At 46.3% G+C, this 19920-nt stretch carries 23 protein-coding genes; 9 read left to right on the top strand and 14 right to left on the bottom strand.

Features of this window, described 5'->3' with window-relative positions; genetic code table 11:
* Positions 1-193: 193 nt before the first annotated feature.
* Positions 194-475 carry a YlaN family protein gene (locus tag KW93_RS03880; RefSeq protein ID WP_033541659.1) on the bottom strand — a complete coding sequence of 94 codons (282 nt, stop codon included), beginning with the start codon at positions 473-475 and terminating at the stop codon, positions 194-196.
* A gap of 168 nt (positions 476-643) precedes the next feature.
* On the opposite strand from KW93_RS03880, the gene KW93_RS03875 reads away from it, so the two are divergent.
* The 3 genes from KW93_RS03875 to KW93_RS03865 are packed head-to-tail and all read left to right on the top strand — an operon-like array spanning position 644 to position 1815.
* Positions 644-1150 carry a hypothetical protein gene (locus KW93_RS03875; protein WP_033541658.1) on the top strand — a complete coding sequence of 169 codons (507 nt, stop codon included), beginning with the start codon at positions 644-646 and terminating at the stop codon, positions 1148-1150.
* 12 nt (positions 1151-1162) lie between these two features.
* Positions 1163-1366 (top strand): YlaI family protein, encoded by a 204-nt coding sequence (locus KW93_RS03870; RefSeq protein WP_033541657.1) that lies wholly within the window; start codon positions 1163-1165, stop codon positions 1364-1366.
* The gene (locus KW93_RS03865; protein ID WP_033541656.1) at positions 1366-1815 is read left to right on the top strand and encodes a hypothetical protein; all 450 of its coding nucleotides are present in this window, start codon (positions 1366-1368) and stop codon (positions 1813-1815) included. Before KW93_RS03870 ends, KW93_RS03865 begins: the two co-directional genes overlap by 1 nt.
* Here the strand turns inward: KW93_RS03865 and KW93_RS03860 are convergent.
* The gene (locus KW93_RS03860) at positions 1809-2135 is read right to left on the bottom strand and encodes a YlaH-like family protein (protein ID WP_033541655.1); all 327 of its coding nucleotides are present in this window, start codon (positions 2133-2135) and stop codon (positions 1809-1811) included. The genes KW93_RS03865 and KW93_RS03860 overlap by 7 nt on opposite strands.
* Before the next feature lie 23 nt (positions 2136-2158).
* The gene (typA, locus tag KW93_RS03855) at positions 2159-4006 is read right to left on the bottom strand and encodes a translational GTPase TypA (RefSeq protein WP_033541654.1); all 1848 of its coding nucleotides are present in this window, start codon (positions 4004-4006) and stop codon (positions 2159-2161) included.
* Positions 4007-4115: 109 nt separating this feature from the next.
* On the opposite strand from typA, the gene KW93_RS03850 reads away from it, so the two are divergent.
* The gene (locus tag KW93_RS03850; RefSeq protein ID WP_033541653.1) at positions 4116-4301 is read left to right on the top strand and encodes a DUF5325 family protein; all 186 of its coding nucleotides are present in this window, start codon (positions 4116-4118) and stop codon (positions 4299-4301) included.
* Positions 4302-4359: 58 nt separating this feature from the next.
* On the opposite strand, the gene KW93_RS03845 is transcribed toward KW93_RS03850, so the two are convergent.
* On the bottom strand, positions 4360-5151 hold the full coding sequence (locus KW93_RS03845; protein ID WP_033541652.1) for an inositol monophosphatase family protein: 792 nt from the start codon (positions 5149-5151) through the stop codon (positions 4360-4362).
* Positions 5152-5240: 89 nt separating this feature from the next.
* Positions 5241-5435, bottom strand: a complete 195-nt coding sequence (locus KW93_RS03840; protein ID WP_033541651.1) for a hypothetical protein — start codon at positions 5433-5435, stop codon at positions 5241-5243.
* A 162-nt stretch (positions 5436-5597) separates the two neighbouring features.
* Here KW93_RS03840 and KW93_RS03835 point away from each other — a divergent pair, with 162 nt between their 5' ends.
* Complete coding sequence (locus tag KW93_RS03835; protein ID WP_033541650.1) at positions 5598-6218, top strand: YktB family protein; 621 nt, start codon at positions 5598-5600, stop codon at positions 6216-6218.
* A gap of 44 nt (positions 6219-6262) precedes the next feature.
* On the opposite strand, the gene KW93_RS03830 is transcribed toward KW93_RS03835, so the two are convergent.
* Both KW93_RS03830 and KW93_RS03825 read right to left on the bottom strand, forming a co-directional pair.
* On the bottom strand, positions 6263-6538 hold the full coding sequence (locus KW93_RS03830; protein WP_033541649.1) for a UPF0223 family protein: 276 nt from the start codon (positions 6536-6538) through the stop codon (positions 6263-6265).
* A 13-nt stretch (positions 6539-6551) separates the two neighbouring features.
* Positions 6552-7517: an NAD(P)H-dependent flavin oxidoreductase gene (locus KW93_RS03825; protein WP_033541648.1), complete on the bottom strand. Its 966-nt coding sequence runs from the start codon at positions 7515-7517 to the stop codon at positions 6552-6554.
* Between the two features lie 133 nt (positions 7518-7650).
* On the opposite strand from KW93_RS03825, the gene KW93_RS03820 reads away from it, so the two are divergent.
* On the top strand, positions 7651-9120 hold the full coding sequence (locus KW93_RS03820; protein WP_033541647.1) for an aminotransferase class I/II-fold pyridoxal phosphate-dependent enzyme: 1470 nt from the start codon (positions 7651-7653) through the stop codon (positions 9118-9120).
* Between the two features lie 41 nt (positions 9121-9161).
* On the opposite strand, the gene KW93_RS03815 is transcribed toward KW93_RS03820, so the two are convergent.
* The 6 genes from KW93_RS03815 to KW93_RS03790 all read right to left on the bottom strand — a co-directional run bounded on the left by KW93_RS03815 (position 9162) and on the right by KW93_RS03790 (position 16190).
* The gene (locus KW93_RS03815) at positions 9162-10028 is read right to left on the bottom strand and encodes a polysaccharide deacetylase family protein (RefSeq protein WP_033541646.1); all 867 of its coding nucleotides are present in this window, start codon (positions 10026-10028) and stop codon (positions 9162-9164) included.
* A 303-nt stretch (positions 10029-10331) separates the two neighbouring features.
* Positions 10332-11741 (bottom strand): dihydrolipoyl dehydrogenase, encoded by a 1410-nt coding sequence (lpdA, locus tag KW93_RS03810; RefSeq protein ID WP_033541645.1) that lies wholly within the window; start codon positions 11739-11741, stop codon positions 10332-10334.
* 4 nt (positions 11742-11745) lie between these two features.
* On the bottom strand, positions 11746-13170 hold the full coding sequence (locus KW93_RS03805; protein ID WP_033541644.1) for a dihydrolipoamide acetyltransferase family protein: 1425 nt from the start codon (positions 13168-13170) through the stop codon (positions 11746-11748).
* Positions 13171-13198: 28 nt separating this feature from the next.
* Complete coding sequence (locus KW93_RS03800; RefSeq protein ID WP_033541643.1) at positions 13199-14176, bottom strand: alpha-ketoacid dehydrogenase subunit beta; 978 nt, start codon at positions 14174-14176, stop codon at positions 13199-13201.
* Between the two features lie 3 nt (positions 14177-14179).
* On the bottom strand, positions 14180-15292 hold the full coding sequence (gene pdhA / locus KW93_RS03795; RefSeq protein ID WP_033541642.1) for a pyruvate dehydrogenase (acetyl-transferring) E1 component subunit alpha: 1113 nt from the start codon (positions 15290-15292) through the stop codon (positions 14180-14182).
* 253 nt (positions 15293-15545) lie between these two features.
* A complete protein-coding gene (locus KW93_RS03790) occupies positions 15546-16190 on the bottom strand; it encodes a YkyA family protein (protein ID WP_033541641.1) in 645 nt (214 codons plus the stop codon).
* A 147-nt stretch (positions 16191-16337) separates the two neighbouring features.
* On the opposite strand from KW93_RS03790, the gene def reads away from it, so the two are divergent.
* A complete protein-coding gene (gene def, locus KW93_RS03785) occupies positions 16338-16904 on the top strand; it encodes a peptide deformylase (RefSeq protein ID WP_033541640.1) in 567 nt (188 codons plus the stop codon).
* A 48-nt stretch (positions 16905-16952) separates the two neighbouring features.
* On the opposite strand, the gene KW93_RS03780 is transcribed toward def, so the two are convergent.
* Positions 16953-17723 carry a Cof-type HAD-IIB family hydrolase gene (locus KW93_RS03780; protein ID WP_033541639.1) on the bottom strand — a complete coding sequence of 257 codons (771 nt, stop codon included), beginning with the start codon at positions 17721-17723 and terminating at the stop codon, positions 16953-16955.
* 286 nt (positions 17724-18009) lie between these two features.
* On the opposite strand from KW93_RS03780, the gene KW93_RS03775 reads away from it, so the two are divergent.
* Both KW93_RS03775 and rnjA read left to right on the top strand, forming a co-directional pair.
* Positions 18010-18222 (top strand): DNA-dependent RNA polymerase subunit epsilon, encoded by a 213-nt coding sequence (locus KW93_RS03775; RefSeq protein ID WP_033541638.1) that lies wholly within the window; start codon positions 18010-18012, stop codon positions 18220-18222.
* Positions 18223-18224: 2 nt separating this feature from the next.
* A complete protein-coding gene (gene rnjA, locus KW93_RS03770; RefSeq protein WP_033541637.1) occupies positions 18225-19892 on the top strand; it encodes a ribonuclease J1 in 1668 nt (555 codons plus the stop codon).
* The last annotated feature ends 28 nt before the right edge of the window (positions 19893-19920 follow it).

Raw genomic sequence — 19920 nt, 5'->3', positions numbered from 1 at the left:
GCCGCACAGGAAGGGCAGCTTAAGTCCGAGAAGTTGGCCGTTGGAGTCTGGACAAAAGCGGCTTATGTCCCGAAGATCTGGGCCGCTGTAGTCTGGACACAGAGTTGCCATTGGCAAGGTCAGGTATAATTTAATAAACTTCTTACTCTTTTATGTTAGTAAAAAAACTCAAACAGGATCGTTTGAGTTTGCCTTATTTATTCGTGTACGCTTCGTGAAGAATCGATAATTTCTTCTCCAGCGTATCCATTAAGTTTTTACCGTCTTCCTTTTCAATCAGCCCAAGCTTAACTGCAAAATCAATTTCACGGGACAGCCCGAACATTTGCGTGTCAAGGACTTCTTCGTATAAAGGACATGAGGGCAAAGTAAGATTGTCCATTTGGACTTTGATCAATTGTTCTATTTTTTGTGCGTCGGCTCTCAGGAGATCCAACGCTTTATGCTGATAAGTTTGTTCTTCTGTATGCTCCATGAGGACTCCCCCATTTACTGATATTTCATCTCTTGGACTTGATTAAAGTGTATCTTTTAAACAGCTAAATTGCAAGCCTCCTCTTACATTGGAAGCAATCCCTTTTGGAACTTGACAAAGACAGGTATACTGATAAAAGAGCGACTATCAAGATGGAGGGTTTTGTTAATGGAATTTATAATTCAATTCAAAGGAAATGTGAAATTTAAACTGACTTTGGATCCAACGGTATGGATCTTTGATGACCGGAAACTGGATCTTGAGAAATATTTTACAGAAACGCGCATTGAACGTGACGAGCTGGAGGAATACAAACGCGGGATGGGTGAACACTGGTCGCGCGAAATCATGGAAGGTGCGACGGTTCCCCCGACTTTGAATTCCGAAAAGAAATACAAGAAGCAGGAGAAAAAAGAGATGCTCACAGGCACATTTGGCATCCTCTTCAAGCCTTTCATTGAAAATGCAGAGCCGTTTGCAGGGGCTGACACTGTCGTTTTTGAAACAGATAATGGAGAATTCAGCTTCCCGCTGGAAGATTCAAAAAATCTGGTCCTCAAGTTTAGCCACGAAGGCAAGCCACTACGTGAAGATGGGCCTGTCCATGTACTGTTGCCGGATGGAAGCAATCTGGGCGACCCGATTACAAACGTAACAGCCATCCGGGTAGAATAGGAGTGAATCAGCATGCGTGTAAAATGTGTAATATGCGACACCATCGAAGAACTAGTGGATGATACGCTGGAGGCTAAGCGCCTGAGAAACCGTCCGATTCATACCCATATGTGCCGCAATTGCCACGACCGGATCGAGCAGCGCACGAAAGAACGGCTCGCTACCGGCAAATTCCATTTCTACCGCAGCTCCCGCAAAATTGAGGAAGACTTCTGATGAAGTTCCTGAAAGGGGTCTGGATCGGGTTTTGGAGCGGACTGATTCTGGGATTATTATTTAAATGGATACAGTCTGTGACCGGCGTGAATGTCTATTTACTCCTATTGAATGTCGACTTCATACCGATTATCGGCGATATTGAATGGTCGGAAATGACCGAGTTCTTTTTTCATACAGCGGTTTCCGTTGTAATCGGAATCGTTTTTGTTTATCTGGCCAAAAGGCGTCCCTATACTTTTGGCCAGTTGACTGTTTTAAGCCTGATCCTGTGTTCCCCGACTTATTTTCTTTATTTTATCTTATCGTCACTGGCGATTACCGACCAAGTGCCCGGCCTGACCGATTGGGAAGCCATCACCTACTGGATATTCGGTCATTTGGCTTATTCGCTGCTGCTGCCGATCCTTTACAAAGTATTCGAAAGAAAAAACGCTGCATCTCATTGAGATGCAGCGTTTTCGCGTTTTTCGCGCCATAAGCGGATTTTATAAAGAATCAGAATAAGCGCGGCAATCACCAGTCCTTCGACAACCGGCAGGAAGAAAGCTAAAAATGTAAGCCCCAATCCACCTGCTGCAAGGAACAGACCGATCACGATGTTTTTTCCAAGCGGTAATTTCTTTGCAAACCCCAGTTTATAGACAAAAGCCGAAAGAAGCAGAATGATCGCAAATAATGCATATCCTGCTGCTTCAAGCGGCAGATTCTGATACAGCACTCGGGCTACCGGATACATACTTTCATAGACAACGGATCGTTCATCCATGGATTATACATCCTTCCATTGTGTTATTCTTCGATGGCAACTTTCTTCTTCTTGGCCATGCGCTCACGTTCGTTTTTATCAAGGATTTTTTTGCGCAGACGGATTGTCTGTGGCGTGATTTCGCAATACTCATCGTCGTTCAGGTATTCAAGAGCTTCTTCAAGACTCATAAGCCGCGCTTTTTTCATCGTAGTCGTCTGGTCTTTGTTGGCAGAACGGATGTTTGTCGCAGCTTTGATCTTAACAATGTTTACTGTCAGATCGCTGTCGCGGTTATGTTCACCGACGATCATGCCTTCATAGATTTCAGCACCGACTTCAACGAATGCAGTTCCGCGGTCTTCGATTCCCATCAGGCCGTAAGTTGAAACTTTACCGCGCTCCATGGATACCAATACACCCTGGCGGCGACCGCCTACGCGGCCTGAAGCCACTGGCTGATAGCTGTCGAATGTATGGTTAATGATGCCGTAACCACGTGTCTGTGTAAGGAATTCAGTTGTATAACCAATCAAGCCGCGTGCAGGTACGTTAAATACAAGACGGACCTGTCCGCTTCCGTTGTTCACCATATCCAGCATTTCACCTTTGCGTTCACCGAGTGATTCAATGATTGCACCAGTGTATTCTTCCGGAACGTCAACTTGCACACGTTCAACCGGTTCGCAGCGGACGCCGTCGATCAAACGTACAATTACTTCCGGTTTTGAAACTTGAAGTTCAAATCCTTCACGGCGCATGTTCTCGATCAAAATCGACAAATGCAGCTCTCCACGGCCTGAAACGATCCACGCATCCGGTGAACCAGTAGATTCTACACGTAAAGACACATCAGTTTGAAGCTGCGCATCCAAACGTTCCTGAATTTTACGTGAAGTGATCCATTTACCTTCTTTACCTGCAAACGGACTGTTGTTGACAAGGAAAGTCATCTGTAAAGTCGGCTCGTCGATGCGAAGGATCGGCAATGCTTCCTGATGATCCTGTGGTGTCACAGTTTCACCAACGTTGATGTCTTCCATCCCTGAAATGGCGATCAGATCCCCAGCTTCAGCTTTTTGGATTTCAACGCGTTTCAATCCCATGAAACCATGGATTTTGGTAACCCGGAAGTTTTTGACGGAACCGTCCAATTTCATCAATGAAACAGATTGTCCAACTTCGATCGTTCCGCGGAATACGCGGCCGATCCCAATACGTCCAACGTAGTCGCTGTAGTCAAGAAGCGCTACCTGGAATTGAAGTGGCTCATCTCTGTTATCGACTGGCGCTGGTACATGTTCCATGATTGCATCATAAATAACCTGCATGTTTTCTTCCTGATCTGCAGGATCTGATGAAAGACTTGCAGTACCGTTCATTCCTGAGGCGAAAACCACTGGGAACTCCAATTGTTCGTCGTTAGCTTCAAGTTCGATGAACAATTCGATGACTTCGTCAACCACTTCTTCCGGACGAGCGAAATCGCGGTCAATTTTGTTCACAACTACGATTGGTTTCAAGTTCTGCTCAAGAGCTTTTTTCAAAACAAAACGTGTTTGCGGCATACAGCCTTCATATGCATCGACAACCAGTAATACACCATCAACCATTTTCATGATGCGCTCAACTTCTCCGCCGAAATCAGCGTGTCCAGGTGTATCCAGGATGTTGATCTTTGCATCTTTATATTGAATCGCAGTGTTTTTAGCAAGAATAGTAATTCCGCGTTCTCTTTCAATATCGTTAGAGTCCATTGCACGTTCTTCCACATGTTCGTTAGAACGGAAGATACCTGATTGCTGCAGCAGCTGATCCACAAGCGTCGTTTTACCATGGTCAACGTGGGCAATAATAGCAATATTTCTTAAATCATTTCGTAAGTTAGTCATAATCTCACTCCAATATTCTTTTTTCATGCCTATAACTGTGTTAGTATAGCACATATAGGGAGAAAACCCTAAGATTTTATTTCACGAGCCACCAGCAGGAGGAAAATAAATGAAAAATATTAAATGGATTTTTATTCTTTATTCGTTCGCCGCTTTACTGGCGATGGTGGGAATCGGACTGGCTGTAGCGTTGGACAGCATCCCGCTGATTCTTGCGGCAATCGCTGTTCTTGGCATCATTATGGTCTTCGGATTCAGAAAAAAACGCGAGATGATCAACGCCGGTTTATTGTAGAAACCATTCGAATTCTTGGACCGCAACAGCAAAAAGGATGCAAAATCGCATCCTTTTTTTATTTTTGGTAAATATATTTCTCCAGGATCTGTGAATGAATTGACGGGTTTGCAGCCAGGAATGTATCCTGCTCCAAAAGATTGGCAGGCTCCCCTTTGAAATTTGTGGCAATCGCACCGACTTCACGGGCAATGACCATTCCGCCGGCGATATCCCACGGCGAAAGCCTCATTGAAATATATGCGTCGATTCGCCCGCTTGCCAAATACGCGAGTTCAAGCGCTGCCGAACCGTATGACCTGATGCCGCGGACGTCCTGAATCAGTTTCAATGTTCCGCTATGGTCGAAATGGCGGTTCGGCACAGCCCATGTTGCGTTCATGGCAAGAATCGATTCCCCGATGCCCGTGTCGATAAGCGGGCGGAGCCTTTCGTCATTGTAATAAGCTCCTCCTCCCTGCACGCCGTGGTATAAATCATCGTTCACGACGTCATATATGTACCCGAGCTTTCCGACTCCATCTTCGTAGATTCCCAGGGAAATCGCAAAATTCCTTTTCTGATGGATGAAGTTCATCGTGCCGTCAATGGGATCGAGCAGCCAGATGATGCCATCGGTGTCCTGAATATCATCACCAAAGCCCTCTTCGCCGAAAATCCGGTGCTCCGGATAATCACGCTTGATGCGTGCAATGAAAAACTGTTCGATTTCTTTATCAATATTCGTTACGAGATCATTGGCATCCGATTTTGATTCTATAGAAATATCTGACAGGAAAGAATTGCGAATTTTATGTCCTGCCTCTTTTATAAGAGATTTGATGTATCTGTCCATTTCGTGCAAATCCATAAAAAGTTGCCTCCTCTGTTTCACCTCATTATAACGTTAAAAGGCACCCGCTGTCATACTTCAGCAGGTGCCTCTATAAATGGAATATGCTAAAGCGCATGAAGTGCCTCTAGTTCCACATGTATTTCCTGAAGCCGCTTTTTGCTTTTATCTATTTCCCGCTCATTCTTTTGCTGAATTGCATCAAACAGGGAAGCAAGCTCATAATCTAATTCAAGCTTCAATACGTGGATATACTCTTTTTCGACGTCGGCTTTACGGATTATTTGGATCATCTGTTTCATCTTTAGCACCCCTTCCCTTTTTGATTCCAATAATTCCGAAAAATTAAGGTAGTTAACAATGTTTTACCCGAATGCTGAAAACCAAAACGTCTTTCTATAATATTTTCCTGAACTCCTGTAAAATAAAATAATAGTTGCATTTTTAAGGAGGAAACAAAGATTATGTCCTATTGGAATGAAAAGCATTTCCAGGTATTTGAAACTCCCGGGCTGGAAGCGAGAATGGCCGCGCTGGCTGAAAAAGTGCGGCCGAAATTCGAGGAGCTTGGTGAACAGTATGCCGTTTTTTTCTCCGGAAAGACCGGGGAGGAATTTCATCCGCATGTGGCAAAACATATGCGCCGCACCGTTAATCCCCCGAATGACAGCTGGGTGGCCTTCGCTCCGAATAAAAGAGGCTATAAAGCGGTTCCCCATTTCCAGATTGGCCTGTGGGACAGCCATGTGTTCATGATCCTGGCCGTGATTTATGAAGCAAACGGAAAATCCGCGATGGCGGATCGCCTTCTCGATTCAGAGCTTATCGATAATCTGCCAGCTGACATGGTTGTATCAGGAGATCATATGAAGCCTGAAGCGCATTCCGTAAAAGAGCTCGGCAGCGACGGCGTGGAAAAGCTTCTGCACCGTCTCCGCGATGTGAAAAAAGGGGAATTTGTCATCGGCCGCCATTTGCAGCGGGATGAAGCAGACAACTTGAGCAAAAGCGAATTCGATCAACTCGCTGAAAAAACTTTCAATGAACTGCTGCCGCTTTACAACACCATGCTGAACAGAAAATAAAAACAGGAAACCGCAGTGGAATCGATCCTCTGCGGTTTCCTGTTTTATTTTTTCATTTTGATTTTCGGACCTGCCGGTGATGCTTTCAGTTCTTTGATGACTGGAAAACTGGCATAGCCGCTTTCTTCTTCAAATTCCCTGAAATAAGCTTTTTCCTCTGAAATAGCCGGAACCACCTGTTTGAATTTCCTGTATCTTGCCATCATGTCTTCGCGGCTGACCCCTTCTTCGTAGGCTTTTTCAATGCCTTCGAAAAAAGAGACAACATCGATGATTTCATCTTTACTCCATTCAATGGAAAATGGATATGAATACTCCATCCTGTTCCCTCCTTTATCCGGGTGTTCCCCATTTGCGGCGGATTTTTTCTGCATCAGCCATCATTCTGTCGAATAGTTCCTGTACAGTCGGCACGTCCTGGATCATCCCTGTTACCTGCCCTGCCCAGCCAAAACCCTGATCTTTCAATCCTTCATATATATAGCGTTTGTTCGCCTCACCGCTGATATAGTCTTTCAGCGAGTCATAAGTCGGTGTCACATGCTCGATCTCAAGTATCTTGTCGGTCCAGCTGTTTTTCAGGGTCCGCGCAGGTGCTCCGATGCTCCGTTTAATTATAACAGTATCGTTTTCCATGCTGTTGATCAAAGCATTTTTATAGGCTGCGGAAGCATGGACGCATTCCTTTACAGCAATAAAGCGGGTGCCCATTTCGACGCCTTCCGCTCCAAGAGCAAGAGCAGCCATAAGACCCCGGCCGTCCCCGATGCCGCCTGAAGCAATGACTGGAATCGACACAGCGTCAACCACCTGCGGAATCAGCACCATAGTGCCAATATCGTCTCTTCCCAGATGACCGCCTCCTTCATGGCCGACCACCATCACCGCATCTGCTCCCAGGGATTCGGCTTTTAAAGCCTGCTTGCGCGCAGCAACAAGAACAAGCTTTTTAATAGAAGTTCCTTCCAGTTGTTCAAAAATGGGAGTCGGATTTCCTCCGGTCATGGAAATAACCGGCACTTCTTCTTCCATCGCCACTTCCAGCATATGCGAAAATTGTCTGCCATGCTCACCGATGGCAAAATTCACACCAAACGGTTTGTCGGTAAGTTTCCGGACTTTCCGAATTTCCTCTCTGAGCTTGTCGGGGTGGGGCAGGCTCATTGCAGTGATCTGCCCCAGCCCGCCGGCATTGGAAACCGCGGCGGCAAGATCCGCATAAGCCAGATAAGCGAGCCCCCCTTGTATAATCGGCAATTCAATGCCTAGCAACTCTGTGACCCTTGTGGAAAATTGCATAATGCCACTCCTTTCTATCTGCCTTTCCTGTATTCGATGAAGAAATGGAAAATCCTTTTATTTTTATAGAATAGCTTGCATCTACATGCTATAATTCATTTTGTTTGATTTTTATAAGCGAGGTGGTCATCCATTGTCACAATTAGAAACTCCGTTGTTCGATGCATTGCTGAAGCACCGAAACCGTCATCCAATCCAATTCCATATTCCCGGCCATAAAAAAGGGCAGGGCGTCGATCCCGCATTCAGGGAGTTTGTCGGCGATAATATTCTTTCCATAGATTTGATCAACATTGCACCACTTGATGATCTGCATTCACCGAAAGGCGCGATAAAAAAAGCTCAGGAACTGGCTTCCCAGGCATTTGGCGCCGACCATACATTTTTCTCGGTACAGGGAACAAGCGGCGCCATTATGACAATGATTCTGAGCGTCGTGGGGCCAAATGATAAAATTCTGGTTCCCCGCAACGTTCATAAATCGATCATGTCCGCCATTGTTTTTGCGGGTGCCGTTCCAATTTTCATCCATCCGGAAGTAGATCCGGAACTCGGCATCTCCCACGGGATTTCAGCTGAAGCAGTCGACAAGGCGTTGACGGAATATCCGGATGCAAAGGCCGTGCTGGTCATCAATCCAACTTATTTCGGCATTGCGGCTGATTTGAAACGCATTGTTGATATTGCCCATGAACGCAATATCCCCGTACTTGTTGATGAAGCTCACGGCGTCCATATCCATTTCCATGACAGCCTGCCTGTTTCAGCGATGTCAGCGGGAGCAGACATGGCCGCCACATCCGTCCATAAACTGGGCGGTTCGATGACCCAAAGTTCGGTATTGAACGTGCGCGAAGGACTGGTTTCCGCGAAACGGGTGCAGTCGACCCTGTCGATGCTGACGACCACATCGACATCCTATCCGATCCTTGCTTCATTGGATACAGCCAGAAGGCAACTGGCTATCCATGGATACGATCTGATCGACCAGACAATCCGGCTGGCAGGCGATGCACGGAAACGGATCAATAAGATTCCACACCTGCATTGTGTCGGCAAAGAATTGCTGAAGACGTCAGCGACATACGATATGGATCCGACGAAATTGCTGATCAGCGTTAAAAACCTTGGCATCACCGGGCACCAGGCCGAAGAATGGCTGCGTGAAAATGCCAATATCGAAATTGAACTTTCCGACCTTTACAATATCCTCTGCCTGGTTACCATCGGCGACAGCCGGAAGGAATTGAATCTGCTGGTAAACGCCCTGCAGCGGATGAGCGAAGCCTATGACAATGAAGCAGCAGTCGTTGAACCCACGGTCCTCCTGCCGGATATTCCGCGTCTAGCCATGACGCCGCGCGATGCTTTCTACGCCACTACTGAAGTCGTGAAAATCGGCGACGCTGTCGGCCGGATATCGGCGGAATTCATCATGGTGTACCCTCCCGGCATCCCGATTTTCATTCCGGGTGAAATCATTACGCAGGAAAATATTGAGTATATCCACATGAACGTCAAAGCAGGCCTGCCTGTCCAGGGACCTGAAGATGATACACTGCAAATGCTGCGCGTCATCAAAGAGCAGCAGGCTATAAGATAAAAAATCCGGAAGCGAAGAATTTCTCGCTTCCGGATTTTCTTTTATTCGATCCCTTCGATTGTTTCAGGATCGATGAATTCGTAGCCTTTATCACTCAAGCCCTGTACAATTGCCGGCAAAGCTTCTGCAGACCATGCTCGGTCGTGCATCAGAAGATTCGCCCCGTCCCGCATAAACTCAGTATTCACCATAATGTCGGCAAGCGCCGCTGCGTCCATGTACTGCTTTTCCCAGTCATAGCCGAAAGTCCAGTTCATCAGGACCATGCCCTCTTTTTCCACAACTGCCCGGCTGAAATCCGTATTGACTCCATGGGGTGCGCGGAAGAATTTTGGCCGTTCGCCGATGATTTCTTCAATGCGGTCATTCAATGAAACGATTTCTTCCCGCTGCTGTTCTTCAGGAATGGTTTTCAAATTGGGATGCGAATATGTATGGTTGCCGATTGCAAATCCCATTTCATGAATTTTCTTCAAATTTTCTTCTTCTTCGGCTGTGTCAATAAAATGTCCGTTTACAAAAAAGATTGCCGGAACGTCCAATTCCTTCAGCGTTTCAGCCATTGCCACTCCCTGTTTGTCAGGTGCATCATCAATCGTCAGCAAAACTGCCTGAGGGTTGGCGCCTGCGATCGGTTCCACCGATGAATTCGCCGGATTTACACGATACAGCGGTTCAGAGTCTGCTGCTGCTGCTGCTTCCAATTCTTCCGCTGCTGCTTCTTCTGCAGCCGTTTCTTCTGCAGCGGTTTCTTCTTCAATGACGTCAGTGTTCTCTTCTGTTGTTTCTGATGCTGTCTCTTGTTCCGTATCGTTCGTTTCAGTTTCAGAGGAATTGTCTTCGCCGCTTGAACAAGCAGTCAATAGAGCCAATCCTGCTGCCATAAACATCCATTTTGCTTTAATCATCCTAGTCATCACCTTAGCCCTTTCGCTCATAATATTACCACATTTCTACAACTGTTATCAAAGCAAATTAAGAAAAGCGGAAATGGCCGTTCAGCTACGAAATGCTTAAGATAAACGTCCGAAGCGGCGCTCTTTGCCGCTCAGGAAGGGGAGCTTAAGTTCGAGGAGTTGGCCGTTGAGGTCTGGAGAGGGGCACACTTCCTTCCAAGAACTTTCCCCGAAAACAGTGATACTTTTTTTCCATTCAAAAAACACTCCAGCACCGGAACTGTAAAATCCGGCGCTGGAGTGTATTGCTTTTTATTATTTGATGATGTGAATCGGAGTTCCAAGCGCCACTTCAGCAGCTTCCATCGTAATCTCAGCCAAAGTCGGGTGAGCATGGATTGTCATGGCGATATCTTCCACCGTCATGCCTGCTTCGATTGCCAAACCTAATTCAGCGATCATGTCAGATGCGCCTTGTCCAACGATTTGAGCACCAAGCAATAAGCCATCGCTCTTACGGGATACAAGTTTCACAAATCCTTCAGCCGCGTTCAAAGCAAGTGCACGACCGTTTGCACCGAATGGGAATTTCGCAGCCGAAGCTTCGAATCCTTCCTCTTTTGCCTGGTCTTCAGTTAAACCGACACTTGCAAGTTCCGGATCAGTAAAGCAAACCGCCGGGATTGCCAGGTAATCGACTTCTGATTTTTCGCCTGCAATGGCTTCAGCAGCAACTTTACCTTCGTAGGAAGCTTTATGCGCCAATTGAAGTCCGGCCACAACATCACCGATTGCATAAATGTTTGAAATGCTTGTACGGCATTGTTTATCAACTTCAACAAGTCCGCGCTCACTCATTTTCAGGTTAAGTTCTTCAAGACCCATTTCATCCGTATTCGGACGGCGGCCAACAGTTACGAGTACGTAATCCGCTTCAACAGACTTTTCTTCCCCGCCTGCTTCATATGTTACCGTTACGCCTGTGTCTGTTTCTTCAACGCCTTTGGCAGAAGCTTTGACAATTACTTCAACGCCTTTTTTCTTCAGGCCTTTTTTGACGATTTGCGTCATTTGTTTTTCAAATCCGGCAAGAATGTCATTGCCGCCTTCGATGATCGTTACTTCAGATCCCATATTGGCATAGGCTGTACCAAGTTCTGTCCCGATATAGCCGCCGCCGATAACGACAAGCTTTTTAGGAAGTTCAGTAAGTGCCAATGCGCCCGTAGAATTGATGACACGTTTTGTGAATTTGAAAGTCGGGATTTCAACAGGACGTGACCCTGTTGCGATAATTGCGTTCTTGAACTTATAAGTCTGAGAAGATTTATCGTCCATTACTTTGACAGTGTTTTCATCCACGAAATAAGCTTCTCCGCGGACGATTTCCACTTTATTGCCTTTCAGCAAAGATTCAACTCCGCCAGTAAGCTTTTTCACAACGCCGTCTTTGAAAGCCTGAGCTTTTTCAAAGTTCAGTGTCACTTCATTGCTTACAACACCCATGTCTTCTGAATTTTTCGCTTCATGAAAACGGTGCCCGACAGAAATCATCGCTTTGGAAGGGATACAGCCGACGTTCAAGCAAACGCCGCCGATGTATTCTTTTTCAACGATTGTCACTTTCTGGCCAAGCTGTGCTGCGCGGATTGCTGCTACGTAACCGCCAGGGCCTGAGCCGATGATGAGCGTATCTGTTTCGATTGGAAAATCTCCTACTACCATAATTTTACGCCTCCATTAATAGTAATTCTGGTTCGCTCAATAAACGTTTGATGTGGTTCAACGCGTGCTGCGCCGTCGCTCCGTCGATCATTCGGTGATCGAAGCTCAATGATAATGCTAACACAGGTGCAGCTACTATTTCACCATTTTTAATTACCGGTTTTTCTGCAATTCGGCCGATTCCAAGAATCGCCACTTCCGGATGGTTGATGACCGGAGTAAACCACTGCCCGCCGGCGGAACCGATATTCGTAATCGAACACGATGCGCCTTTCATTTCGCCTGGAGTCAGTTTGCCTTCACGCGCTTTGGTCGCCAGCGTGTTGATTTCGTCTGAAATGGCGAATACTGATTTGCGGTCTGCGTTTTTGATGACCGGAACCAGCAGTCCTCTTTCCGTATCGGCTGCAATCCCGATATTGAAATAATGCTTCTGGATCACTTCACTTGTTTCATCATCGAACGATGTATTAAGTGCCGGGAATTCACGCAATGTGCTTACCAGCGCTTTTACTACATATGGAAGGTAAGTCAATTTGATTTCTTTTTCGGCTGCGATGTCCTTGAACTTCTTGCGGTGCGCCACCAGTTCCGTCACGTCTACTTCATCCATGAGCGTAACGTGAGGAGCTGTATGTTTCGAGTGAACCATCGCTTTTGCAATCGCCTTGCGCATGCCGGACATTTTCTCGCGTGTTTCCGGGAATTCGCCTTCAAATACTGGTGCAGCAGCTGCAGTTTTAGGCGCCGCCTCTGTTTTGGAAGCTGATTCTTCAGCAGCTTCCGGCTGCTGTGCTGCGGTTTCTTTTGCAGGTTCAGCTGTTTTCTGGTCGCCATTCAGGAATGCTTCCACGTCCGCTTTCATGATCCGGCCGTTGTCTCCTGAACCATTAACCTGTTTGATGTCAACACCCTGGTCACGGGCAAATTTGCGGACAGAAGGCATGGCAATGATCCGTGCATTCGGATCTGCTCCCTCTGTTCCATCTGCCTGGGGCTGTGCTCCAGCTCCTGTAGCGCCTTGCTGTTCAGGAATATCATCATCCCGCTTTTTGTCAATATCCTGCCCATGTTCAGAACTGCCGGATTGCGCCAGCTCTTCCGTCCGTTTTTGTCCTTCTTCGCCAGCTTCATTTTCTTCAGAGCCGCGTTCTCCGCTGTGTTCACCTTTGAACTGGATATCACCGGCCTCAGGTGCATCGATTTTGACAAGAACATCGCCAACAACTGCAACTGTGCCTTCTTCCACTAAAATTTCTTCAATAGTTCCGGAGACTGGTGATGGAATCTCGACAACAGCTTTGTCATTTTGTATCTCGACAAGGACGTCATCTTCTTCGATCGTGTCACCGGCTTTTACGAACCATTTTACGATTTCACCTTCGTGGATACCTTCTCCGATATCCGGTAAACGAAATTCAAAAGCCATCAGTTTCACCCTTTCAACTCGATCTATTTTAAAAAGTCAGTACTTTCTTCGCTGTTTCTACTATATCCTTAGCGTTCGGAAGCCAAACTTGCTCCGCCTGCGAGAATGGGAAGATCGAGTCAGGAGCAGTCACACGCAGAACCGGTGCATCCAGGCTCAGGATTGCGCGGTCTGTAATTTCCGCTACAACGTTAGCTGCGATACCTGCTTGCTTTTGGGCTTCCTGAACAACCATTGCACGTCCCGTCTTTTCAACAGAAGCGATGATCGTTTCAATATCAAGCGGCTGGACAGTGCGCAAATCAATGACTTCAACCGAATAATTCTCTTTTTCCAATTCTTCGGCTGCCTTGATGCTTTCCTGCACCATTGCGCCGTAAGCGATGATCGTCAAATCTTTACCTTCACGCTTAATGTCTGCTTTGCCCAGTGGAATTGTATACTCTTCTTCAGGAACTTCCTGGCGGAACGAGCGATACAATTTCATGTGCTCAAGGAAAATAACCGGGTCGTTATCGCGGATTGCTGAAATCAGCAGACCTTTCGCATCATATGGTGTTGACGGGATAACAACTTTAAGCCCTGGCTGTGAAGTCATCAGGCCTTCAAGTGAATCCGCGTGCATTTCAGGTGTATGGACGCCGCCTCCGAATGGAGATCTGATTGTGACCGGTGAGTTCAGACTGCCGCCGCTGCGGAAGCGCATGCGTGCCATTTGTCCGCTGATCGAATCCATCACTTCATAGACGAAACCGAAGAACTGGATCTCTGGAACCGGACGGTATCCTTGAAGAGCAAGACCGATCGCCAAGCCTCCGATCCCTGATTCAGCAAGTGGAGTATCGAAGACACGATCTTCTCCGAATTCTTTCTGCAAACCTTCAGTTGCGCGGAATACACCGCCGTTATTTCCGACGTCTTCACCGAAAACAAGGACGTTTTCATCGTTCTTCATCTCTGTTTTCAGAGCGTCAGTAATTGCCTGGATCATTGTTAATTGTGCCATCGCTTACTTCGACTCCTTTGCTTTATAGATATCCAATTGTTCCTGAACGTTGAAAGGAACTTCTTCATACATCAAGCCCAACAGATCGGTTACTTTCTGTTTCGGCGCAGCATCTGCTTCTTTGATCGCAGCTTTGATCTCTTCTTTCGCCTGCTCGATCACTTCGTTTTCTTTTTCTTCATTCCATAAGTTTTTCGCTTCGAGGTATTTACGGAAACGAACCAATGGATCTTTCTTTTCCCATTCGCTGTCGATGTCCGACGTACGGTAGCGGGTCGGATCATCACCGGCCATTGTATGCGGGCCGTAACGGTAGCACATGGTTTCGATCATCGTCGGGCCTTCGCCTCTGATTGCGCGTTCACGTGCATCGCGAGTCACTGCATAAACCGCGAGTGGATCCATTCCATCGACCAGTACACCCGGGATTCCGGCAGCCACTGCTTTTTGAGCGATTGTTTTCGCTGCAGTCTGCAATTCGCGTGGAGTTGAAATTGCATATTGGTTGTTTTGGACAATGAAGATCGCCGGCGCACGGAATGCCCCTGCAAAGTTGATGCCTTCATAGAAATCGCCCTGTGACGAACCGCCGTCTCCTGTATAAGTTACAGCTACTGCTTCTTTTTTGCGTTTCTGCATGCCAAGAGCCACACCGGCAGCCTGGATGAACTGAGCTCCGATAATGATTTGCGGCGGCAATACATTCAGCCCTTCGGCCATCCGGTTACCCATGAAATGTCCGCGGGAGAACAGGAATGCCTGGTGAAGCGGCCAACCGTGCCAGATCAATTGTGGAACATCACGATATCCCGGCAGGATAAAGTCTTCTTTTTTCAAAGCAAAATGCGAAGCAAGCTGGGAAGCTTCCTGTCCCGCAGTCGGCGCATAGAAACCTAGGCGGCCCTGACGGTTCAATGAAATGGAACGCTGGTCCAGAATGCGCGTGTATACCATTCTTCTCATCAATTCCTGCAGGTCTTCATCAGACAGCTTCGGATCTGCATCCGGATTGACGATTTCGCCTTCTTCATTCAATATCTGGAACATTTCAAACTTCTCTTCGATCGCATTCAGCGTTTCCACCGGATCGAACTGCTGTGATTTTTTCGCAGCCATAAAAGCAACTCTCCTTTTTAATCTGTATTAAAATACTTATCGATTCGCAGTAATACAAGAGCGTATTCTAATTCAGTATACGTCACTTGATTTATAGGGTCAATCATTGGGAACCCTGATGCAACAGGTATTGTTATTAGACAGAATATTACATTAAATGAAATCTGTATTATCACTTCGTATACATCTGTACTATATAACAGAGATATTTTGAACTTCTTTTATAGCACAGAAAAAGCGGCTCCATGGCCGCTTATTCGTTGTCTGCATTCATTTTTTCAATCAGGTTGTTTTTCATTTCATTAAACTGTTCGGTTTGTTCGTTAAACGCTGTAACAGCGTTTTGCACTTCTTTATTTTTTTCATTGACTGCTGCCGTTTTTTCCTGAAGAACCTCGAGTTCCGTTTCTTCGTTCAACAGCATCTCATAAAGCTCTTTTTGCTCTGCTGCCAGCTCTTCGTAAACACCCGCAAACTGTTCATGGGCATCATAACGTTCGTGCATCTTTGTCTTCAGAGCTGTCAAATCGGTTTTCACTTCTTCATCGTCCGCTTCTTCAATAACGGTATCGATTTCCTGGAAAGCTTCCTCAGCGGAATCCATCGATGTTTTTTCAGTCTCCAGTAATTCCAGGCGCTGATCTACAGAAGCGAGTGCTTCTTCCGCATTGGCCTTGACATCGTCCTGCTCTTCCTGTGTTAATGCCATGATGGTTTCGAATTTTTCCTGTTCAGTGCTTTCAAGGTTTTCCATTTCACTTTGTGTTTCGCGATAATCCTTCTCTGCCTCAAATGTATCTTTTAAAACTGTGTCCAGCTGTTCTTCCGTCGAAGGACCTGAACACGCGCTCAAAAGCAATGCACTTGAAATTCCTGCTGCCAATATGTACTTTTTCAATCGAAACCCTCCTTATTGCATGACTTTACTATATTATGATGCTCAAAAAAATACAACTGCTAAAATAAGCAATTTTTGTTTTGCTGGACACTTGCCTTGCGTTATACTGAAAGGCATAGGTTACATGATTGAAAGGATTGATTTTAATTGATTTTAATGAAAGATATTATCCGCGAAGGACATCCCACGCTTCGCCAGCGGGCTGAAGAAGTCGAATTCCCACTGTCGGTGGAAGATAAAAAACTGGCACAGGATCTGATGGATTATGTCGTCAACAGCCAGAACGATGAAATGATCGAGAAATATGACCTGCGTCCCGGAGTCGGAATCGCCGCTCCGCAAGTGAACGTTTCAAAACGTATTTTCGCTATTCACTTTGATGAAGAGTCTGGTGAAGACCTGAGCATCATTGCCATTAATCCTAAAATCGTCAGCCATTCCGTTGAAAAAGCTTATCTGACTTCCGGAGAAGGCTGTTTGTCGGTAGACCGTTCGATTCCCGGCTATGTGCCGCGGTATGCAAGAATTTCCATAAAAGCCTTCGACGTGGAAGGAAATGAATACAAACTGCGCCTGAAAGGACTGCCGGCCATTGCGTTTCAGCATGAGCTGGACCATTTGAACGGCGTCATGTTCTTCGATCATATCAACCCGGACAACCCTTTCGCGGAAATCGAAAATGCCACTCCAATTGCACGGGATATAGCAGAATAAACAAAACAGGCTGACGGAACCAAACCGCCAGCCTGTTTTTTATTTTATTCAAATAAGGCCCAAATGTGCGAATGCTTTCGCCAGACCATCCTCGTCCACATGAGCAGTTACATGGGAAGCGACTTTTTTGGTTTCAGGGTGCCCATTATCCAGCGCTACACTGTAACCCGCAACCTGCATCATCTGCAGATCGTTCAGGCCGTCACCGAAAGCGATCGTATCTTCGATGGTGTGACCTGTGCTGGCAATCAGTTTTTCAATGCCACTGGCCTTGGACCCTCCTTTTGGGAGAATATCGCATGATACCCGGTGCCAGCGCACAAAGCTGAACTCCTTGAATTTTTCATGATACTGCGCTTCTTCCTCTTCAGTGCAAAATACGAGAGACTGGTAGATGTCATTGTCCAGGTGAAAATTCCTTTCCGTTTCAGGATGAGGGAATTTCAGACTTTTCAGACTCTCGTCGATATCCGGATGATAATCAATGGAAGAAATCATTTTTTTGCTGTTCATGAAAACGAGGGGATGATCTCTTTCCTCAGCGAAAAGAACCACTTTCTCGAGCAGTTCGGAATCCAGTGCTTCCGTATGGATTACGCGGTCGTCATGGACAATGTACTGCCCATTAAAAGTGATGAATGTATGGATATCCAGTTTCTCCCGCAAATCAGTAATCATAAATGGCGCCCGCCCTGTTGCAATTGCCAGCTCATGGCCATTTTCACGTGCTTTCTGCAAAGCCTCCAATGCTGAAGCAGGCAGCTCTTTTTTAGAATTCAATAATGTTCCATCAATATCCAGCAATAATAGTTTTCCCATTGTATCTAGCTCCAATCCATTGTTTGGCCGGTCCAGCCGGCTCTATTGTTCTTTACATTTGTCAGAAAATACAGTATTATTTACATAAGGAGTGAGCAGCCATGCTGAAACGTTTGAAAAGAAAACTTCTCAGAAGGCTTAACGGCATCATGAACAAAAAGAAAATAGCATAACCATTATAGCCCTTCTTCTTATAAAAAGAAGGGCTATTCTTTATTTTAGAACAATGACATGATAATATAAAGAAAGTGAATTTATTTTGAACGTGGAAAAAGGAGAGCAAACTATGATTTTTAAAGTCTACTACCAAGAAAACCGCAACGAGGTGCCAGTTCGCGAAAACACAAAAAGCCTCTTTGTCGAAGCTTCATCCGAGCGTGAAGTGAGAGATCACCTGAAAGACCGCAATTACAACATTGAGCTTGTTCAATTGCTTGAAGGCAGCCATCTGGAATATGAACAGGCCGGCCAAGACTACGAAATCGAGAGCATCGACTGATTATGAAATTCGTTAAAAATGATCAGACAGCCGTATTCGCGCTCGGCGGACTGGGCGAAATCGGCAAAAACACATATGGTGTCCAATTCCAGGATGAAATCATCCTTATTGATGCCGGCATCAAATTTCCGGAAGATGATTTGCTCGGAATCGATTACGTTATTCCGGATTACACGTATTTAGTAAAAAACGCAGACAAGATCAAAGGCCTTTTCATCACACACGGCCATGAAGATCACATCGGCGGCGTCGCCTATCTGTTGAAAAAAATCAATATCCCGGTTTACGGCGGCAAGCTGGCACTTGGGCTGCTGCGCAAAAAACTCGAAGAGCACGGCCTTCTTCGCCAGACAAAGATGATTGAAATCGGCGAAGACGATGTCATCAAATTCCGTAAGACTTCTGTCAGTTTTTTCAGTGTCACACACAGTATTCCCGACGCTTTCGGTATTGTCGTCAAAACACCACCGGGCAATATCGTCCATACGGGAGATTTCAAATTTGATTTCACCCCTGTCGGCGAACCGGCAAATCTGCTGAAAATGGCACAAATCGGCAGCGAAGGCGTTCTTTGCCTTCTGTCCGACAGCACAAATGCTGAAATTCCAGAATTCACGATGTCCGAACGCAAAGTCGGCGAATCAATCAAAGACATCATGCGCAAAGTCGACGGCCGTTTAATATTCGCGACTTTCGCCTCCAATATCTACAGGCTGCAGCAAGTCACTGACGAAGCTGTGGCACAAGGCAGAAAAATCGCAGTCTTCGGGCGAAGCATGGAAAATGCCATGACGATCGGACGCGAACTCGGTTATATCAATGCACCTGAAGATGCTTTTGTCGACACACAAACCCTGAACCGCCTGCCTGCAAATGAAGCATTGATTCTCTGCACAGGATCCCAGGGCGAACCGATGGCGGCTTTATCGCGCATCGCGAGCGGTACACACCGCCAGATCCATATTCAGCCGAATGATACGGTGGTCTTCTCGTCTTCTCCGATTCCGGGGAATACAAGCAGCGTCAACCGGACGATCAATCTGCTGTTCCGTGCAGGAGCAGATGTTATCCATGGTTCACTGAATAACGTCCATACTTCCGGTCATGGTTCGGAGCCGGAGAACAAATTGATGCTCCGTTTAATCAATCCTAAATACTTTATGCCGATCCACGGTGAATACCGCATGCAGAAGCACCATGCAAAACTTGCCATCGATTGCGGTGTACCGGAGGAGAATACATTCATCATGGAAAATGGCGATGTATTGGCGCTGGGTGCTGAAGAAGCCTCTGTTGCCGGCCGTATCCCTTCCGGAGATGTTTACATCGATGGAAGCGGCATCGGAGATATCGGCAATATTGTACTCCGCGACCGCCGCGTCCTTTCCGAAGAAGGTTTGGTCATCGTTGTTGTCAGCGTCGATATTAAAAACAATAAAATGGTTTCCGGCCCTGATATCATTTCCCGCGGATTCGTTTATATGCGAGAATCCGGCACAATGATCTACGAGGCTCAGCAAATGCTGAACCGCCACCTGAAGAAGAAAATCCACGGCAAAGATACAGATTGGGCAGAACTGAAGAATGATATTTCAGATTCACTCGGACCGTATCTGTACGAAAAAACAAAACGCCGCCCGATGATTCTTCCTGTTATAATGGAAGTATAGAAAAGCGACGGCACCCGTTAAGCTCTGA

The organism is Planococcus sp. CAU13 (assembly GCF_000775575.1).
Taxonomy (GTDB): domain Bacteria; phylum Bacillota; class Bacilli; order Bacillales_A; family Planococcaceae; genus Planococcus.
This window is presented reverse-complemented; position numbering and strand designations above follow the sequence as displayed.

Bases quoted from the DNA above. Each gene is read 5' to 3' on its own strand.
- KW93_RS03880 (WP_033541659.1), bottom strand. From the start codon at position 475: ATGGAGCATACAGAAGAACAAACTTATCAGCATAAAGCGTTGGATCTC.
- KW93_RS03875 (WP_033541658.1), top strand. From the start codon at position 644: ATGGAATTTATAATTCAATTCAAAGGAAATGTGAAATTTAAACTGACT.
- KW93_RS03870 (WP_033541657.1), top strand. From the start codon at position 1,163: ATGCGTGTAAAATGTGTAATATGCGACACCATCGAAGAACTAGTGGAT.
- KW93_RS03865 (WP_033541656.1), top strand. From the start codon at position 1,366: ATGAAGTTCCTGAAAGGGGTCTGGATCGGGTTTTGGAGCGGACTGATT.
- KW93_RS03860 (WP_033541655.1), bottom strand. From the start codon at position 2,135: ATGGATGAACGATCCGTTGTCTATGAAAGTATGTATCCGGTAGCCCGA.
- typA (WP_033541654.1), bottom strand. From the start codon at position 4,006: ATGACTAACTTACGAAATGATTTAAGAAATATTGCTATTATTGCCCAC.
- KW93_RS03850 (WP_033541653.1), top strand. From the start codon at position 4,116: ATGAAAAATATTAAATGGATTTTTATTCTTTATTCGTTCGCCGCTTTA.
- KW93_RS03845 (WP_033541652.1), bottom strand. From the start codon at position 5,151: ATGGATTTGCACGAAATGGACAGATACATCAAATCTCTTATAAAAGAG.
- KW93_RS03840 (WP_033541651.1), bottom strand. From the start codon at position 5,435: ATGAAACAGATGATCCAAATAATCCGTAAAGCCGACGTCGAAAAAGAG.
- KW93_RS03835 (WP_033541650.1), top strand. From the start codon at position 5,598: ATGTCCTATTGGAATGAAAAGCATTTCCAGGTATTTGAAACTCCCGGG.
- KW93_RS03830 (WP_033541649.1), bottom strand. From the start codon at position 6,538: ATGGAGTATTCATATCCATTTTCCATTGAATGGAGTAAAGATGAAATC.
- KW93_RS03825 (WP_033541648.1), bottom strand. From the start codon at position 7,517: ATGCAATTTTCCACAAGGGTCACAGAGTTGCTAGGCATTGAATTGCCG.
- KW93_RS03815 (WP_033541646.1), bottom strand. From the start codon at position 10,028: ATGATTAAAGCAAAATGGATGTTTATGGCAGCAGGATTGGCTCTATTG.
- lpdA (WP_033541645.1), bottom strand. From the start codon at position 11,741: ATGGTAGTAGGAGATTTTCCAATCGAAACAGATACGCTCATCATCGGC.
- KW93_RS03805 (WP_033541644.1), bottom strand. From the start codon at position 13,170: ATGGCTTTTGAATTTCGTTTACCGGATATCGGAGAAGGTATCCACGAA.
- KW93_RS03800 (WP_033541643.1), bottom strand. From the start codon at position 14,176: ATGGCACAATTAACAATGATCCAGGCAATTACTGACGCTCTGAAAACA.
- pdhA (WP_033541642.1), bottom strand. From the start codon at position 15,292: ATGGCTGCGAAAAAATCACAGCAGTTCGATCCGGTGGAAACGCTGAAT.
- KW93_RS03780 (WP_033541639.1), bottom strand. From the start codon at position 17,723: ATGGGAAAACTATTATTGCTGGATATTGATGGAACATTATTGAATTCT.
- KW93_RS03775 (WP_033541638.1), top strand. From the start codon at position 18,010: ATGATTTTTAAAGTCTACTACCAAGAAAACCGCAACGAGGTGCCAGTT.
- rnjA (WP_033541637.1), top strand. From the start codon at position 18,225: ATGAAATTCGTTAAAAATGATCAGACAGCCGTATTCGCGCTCGGCGGA.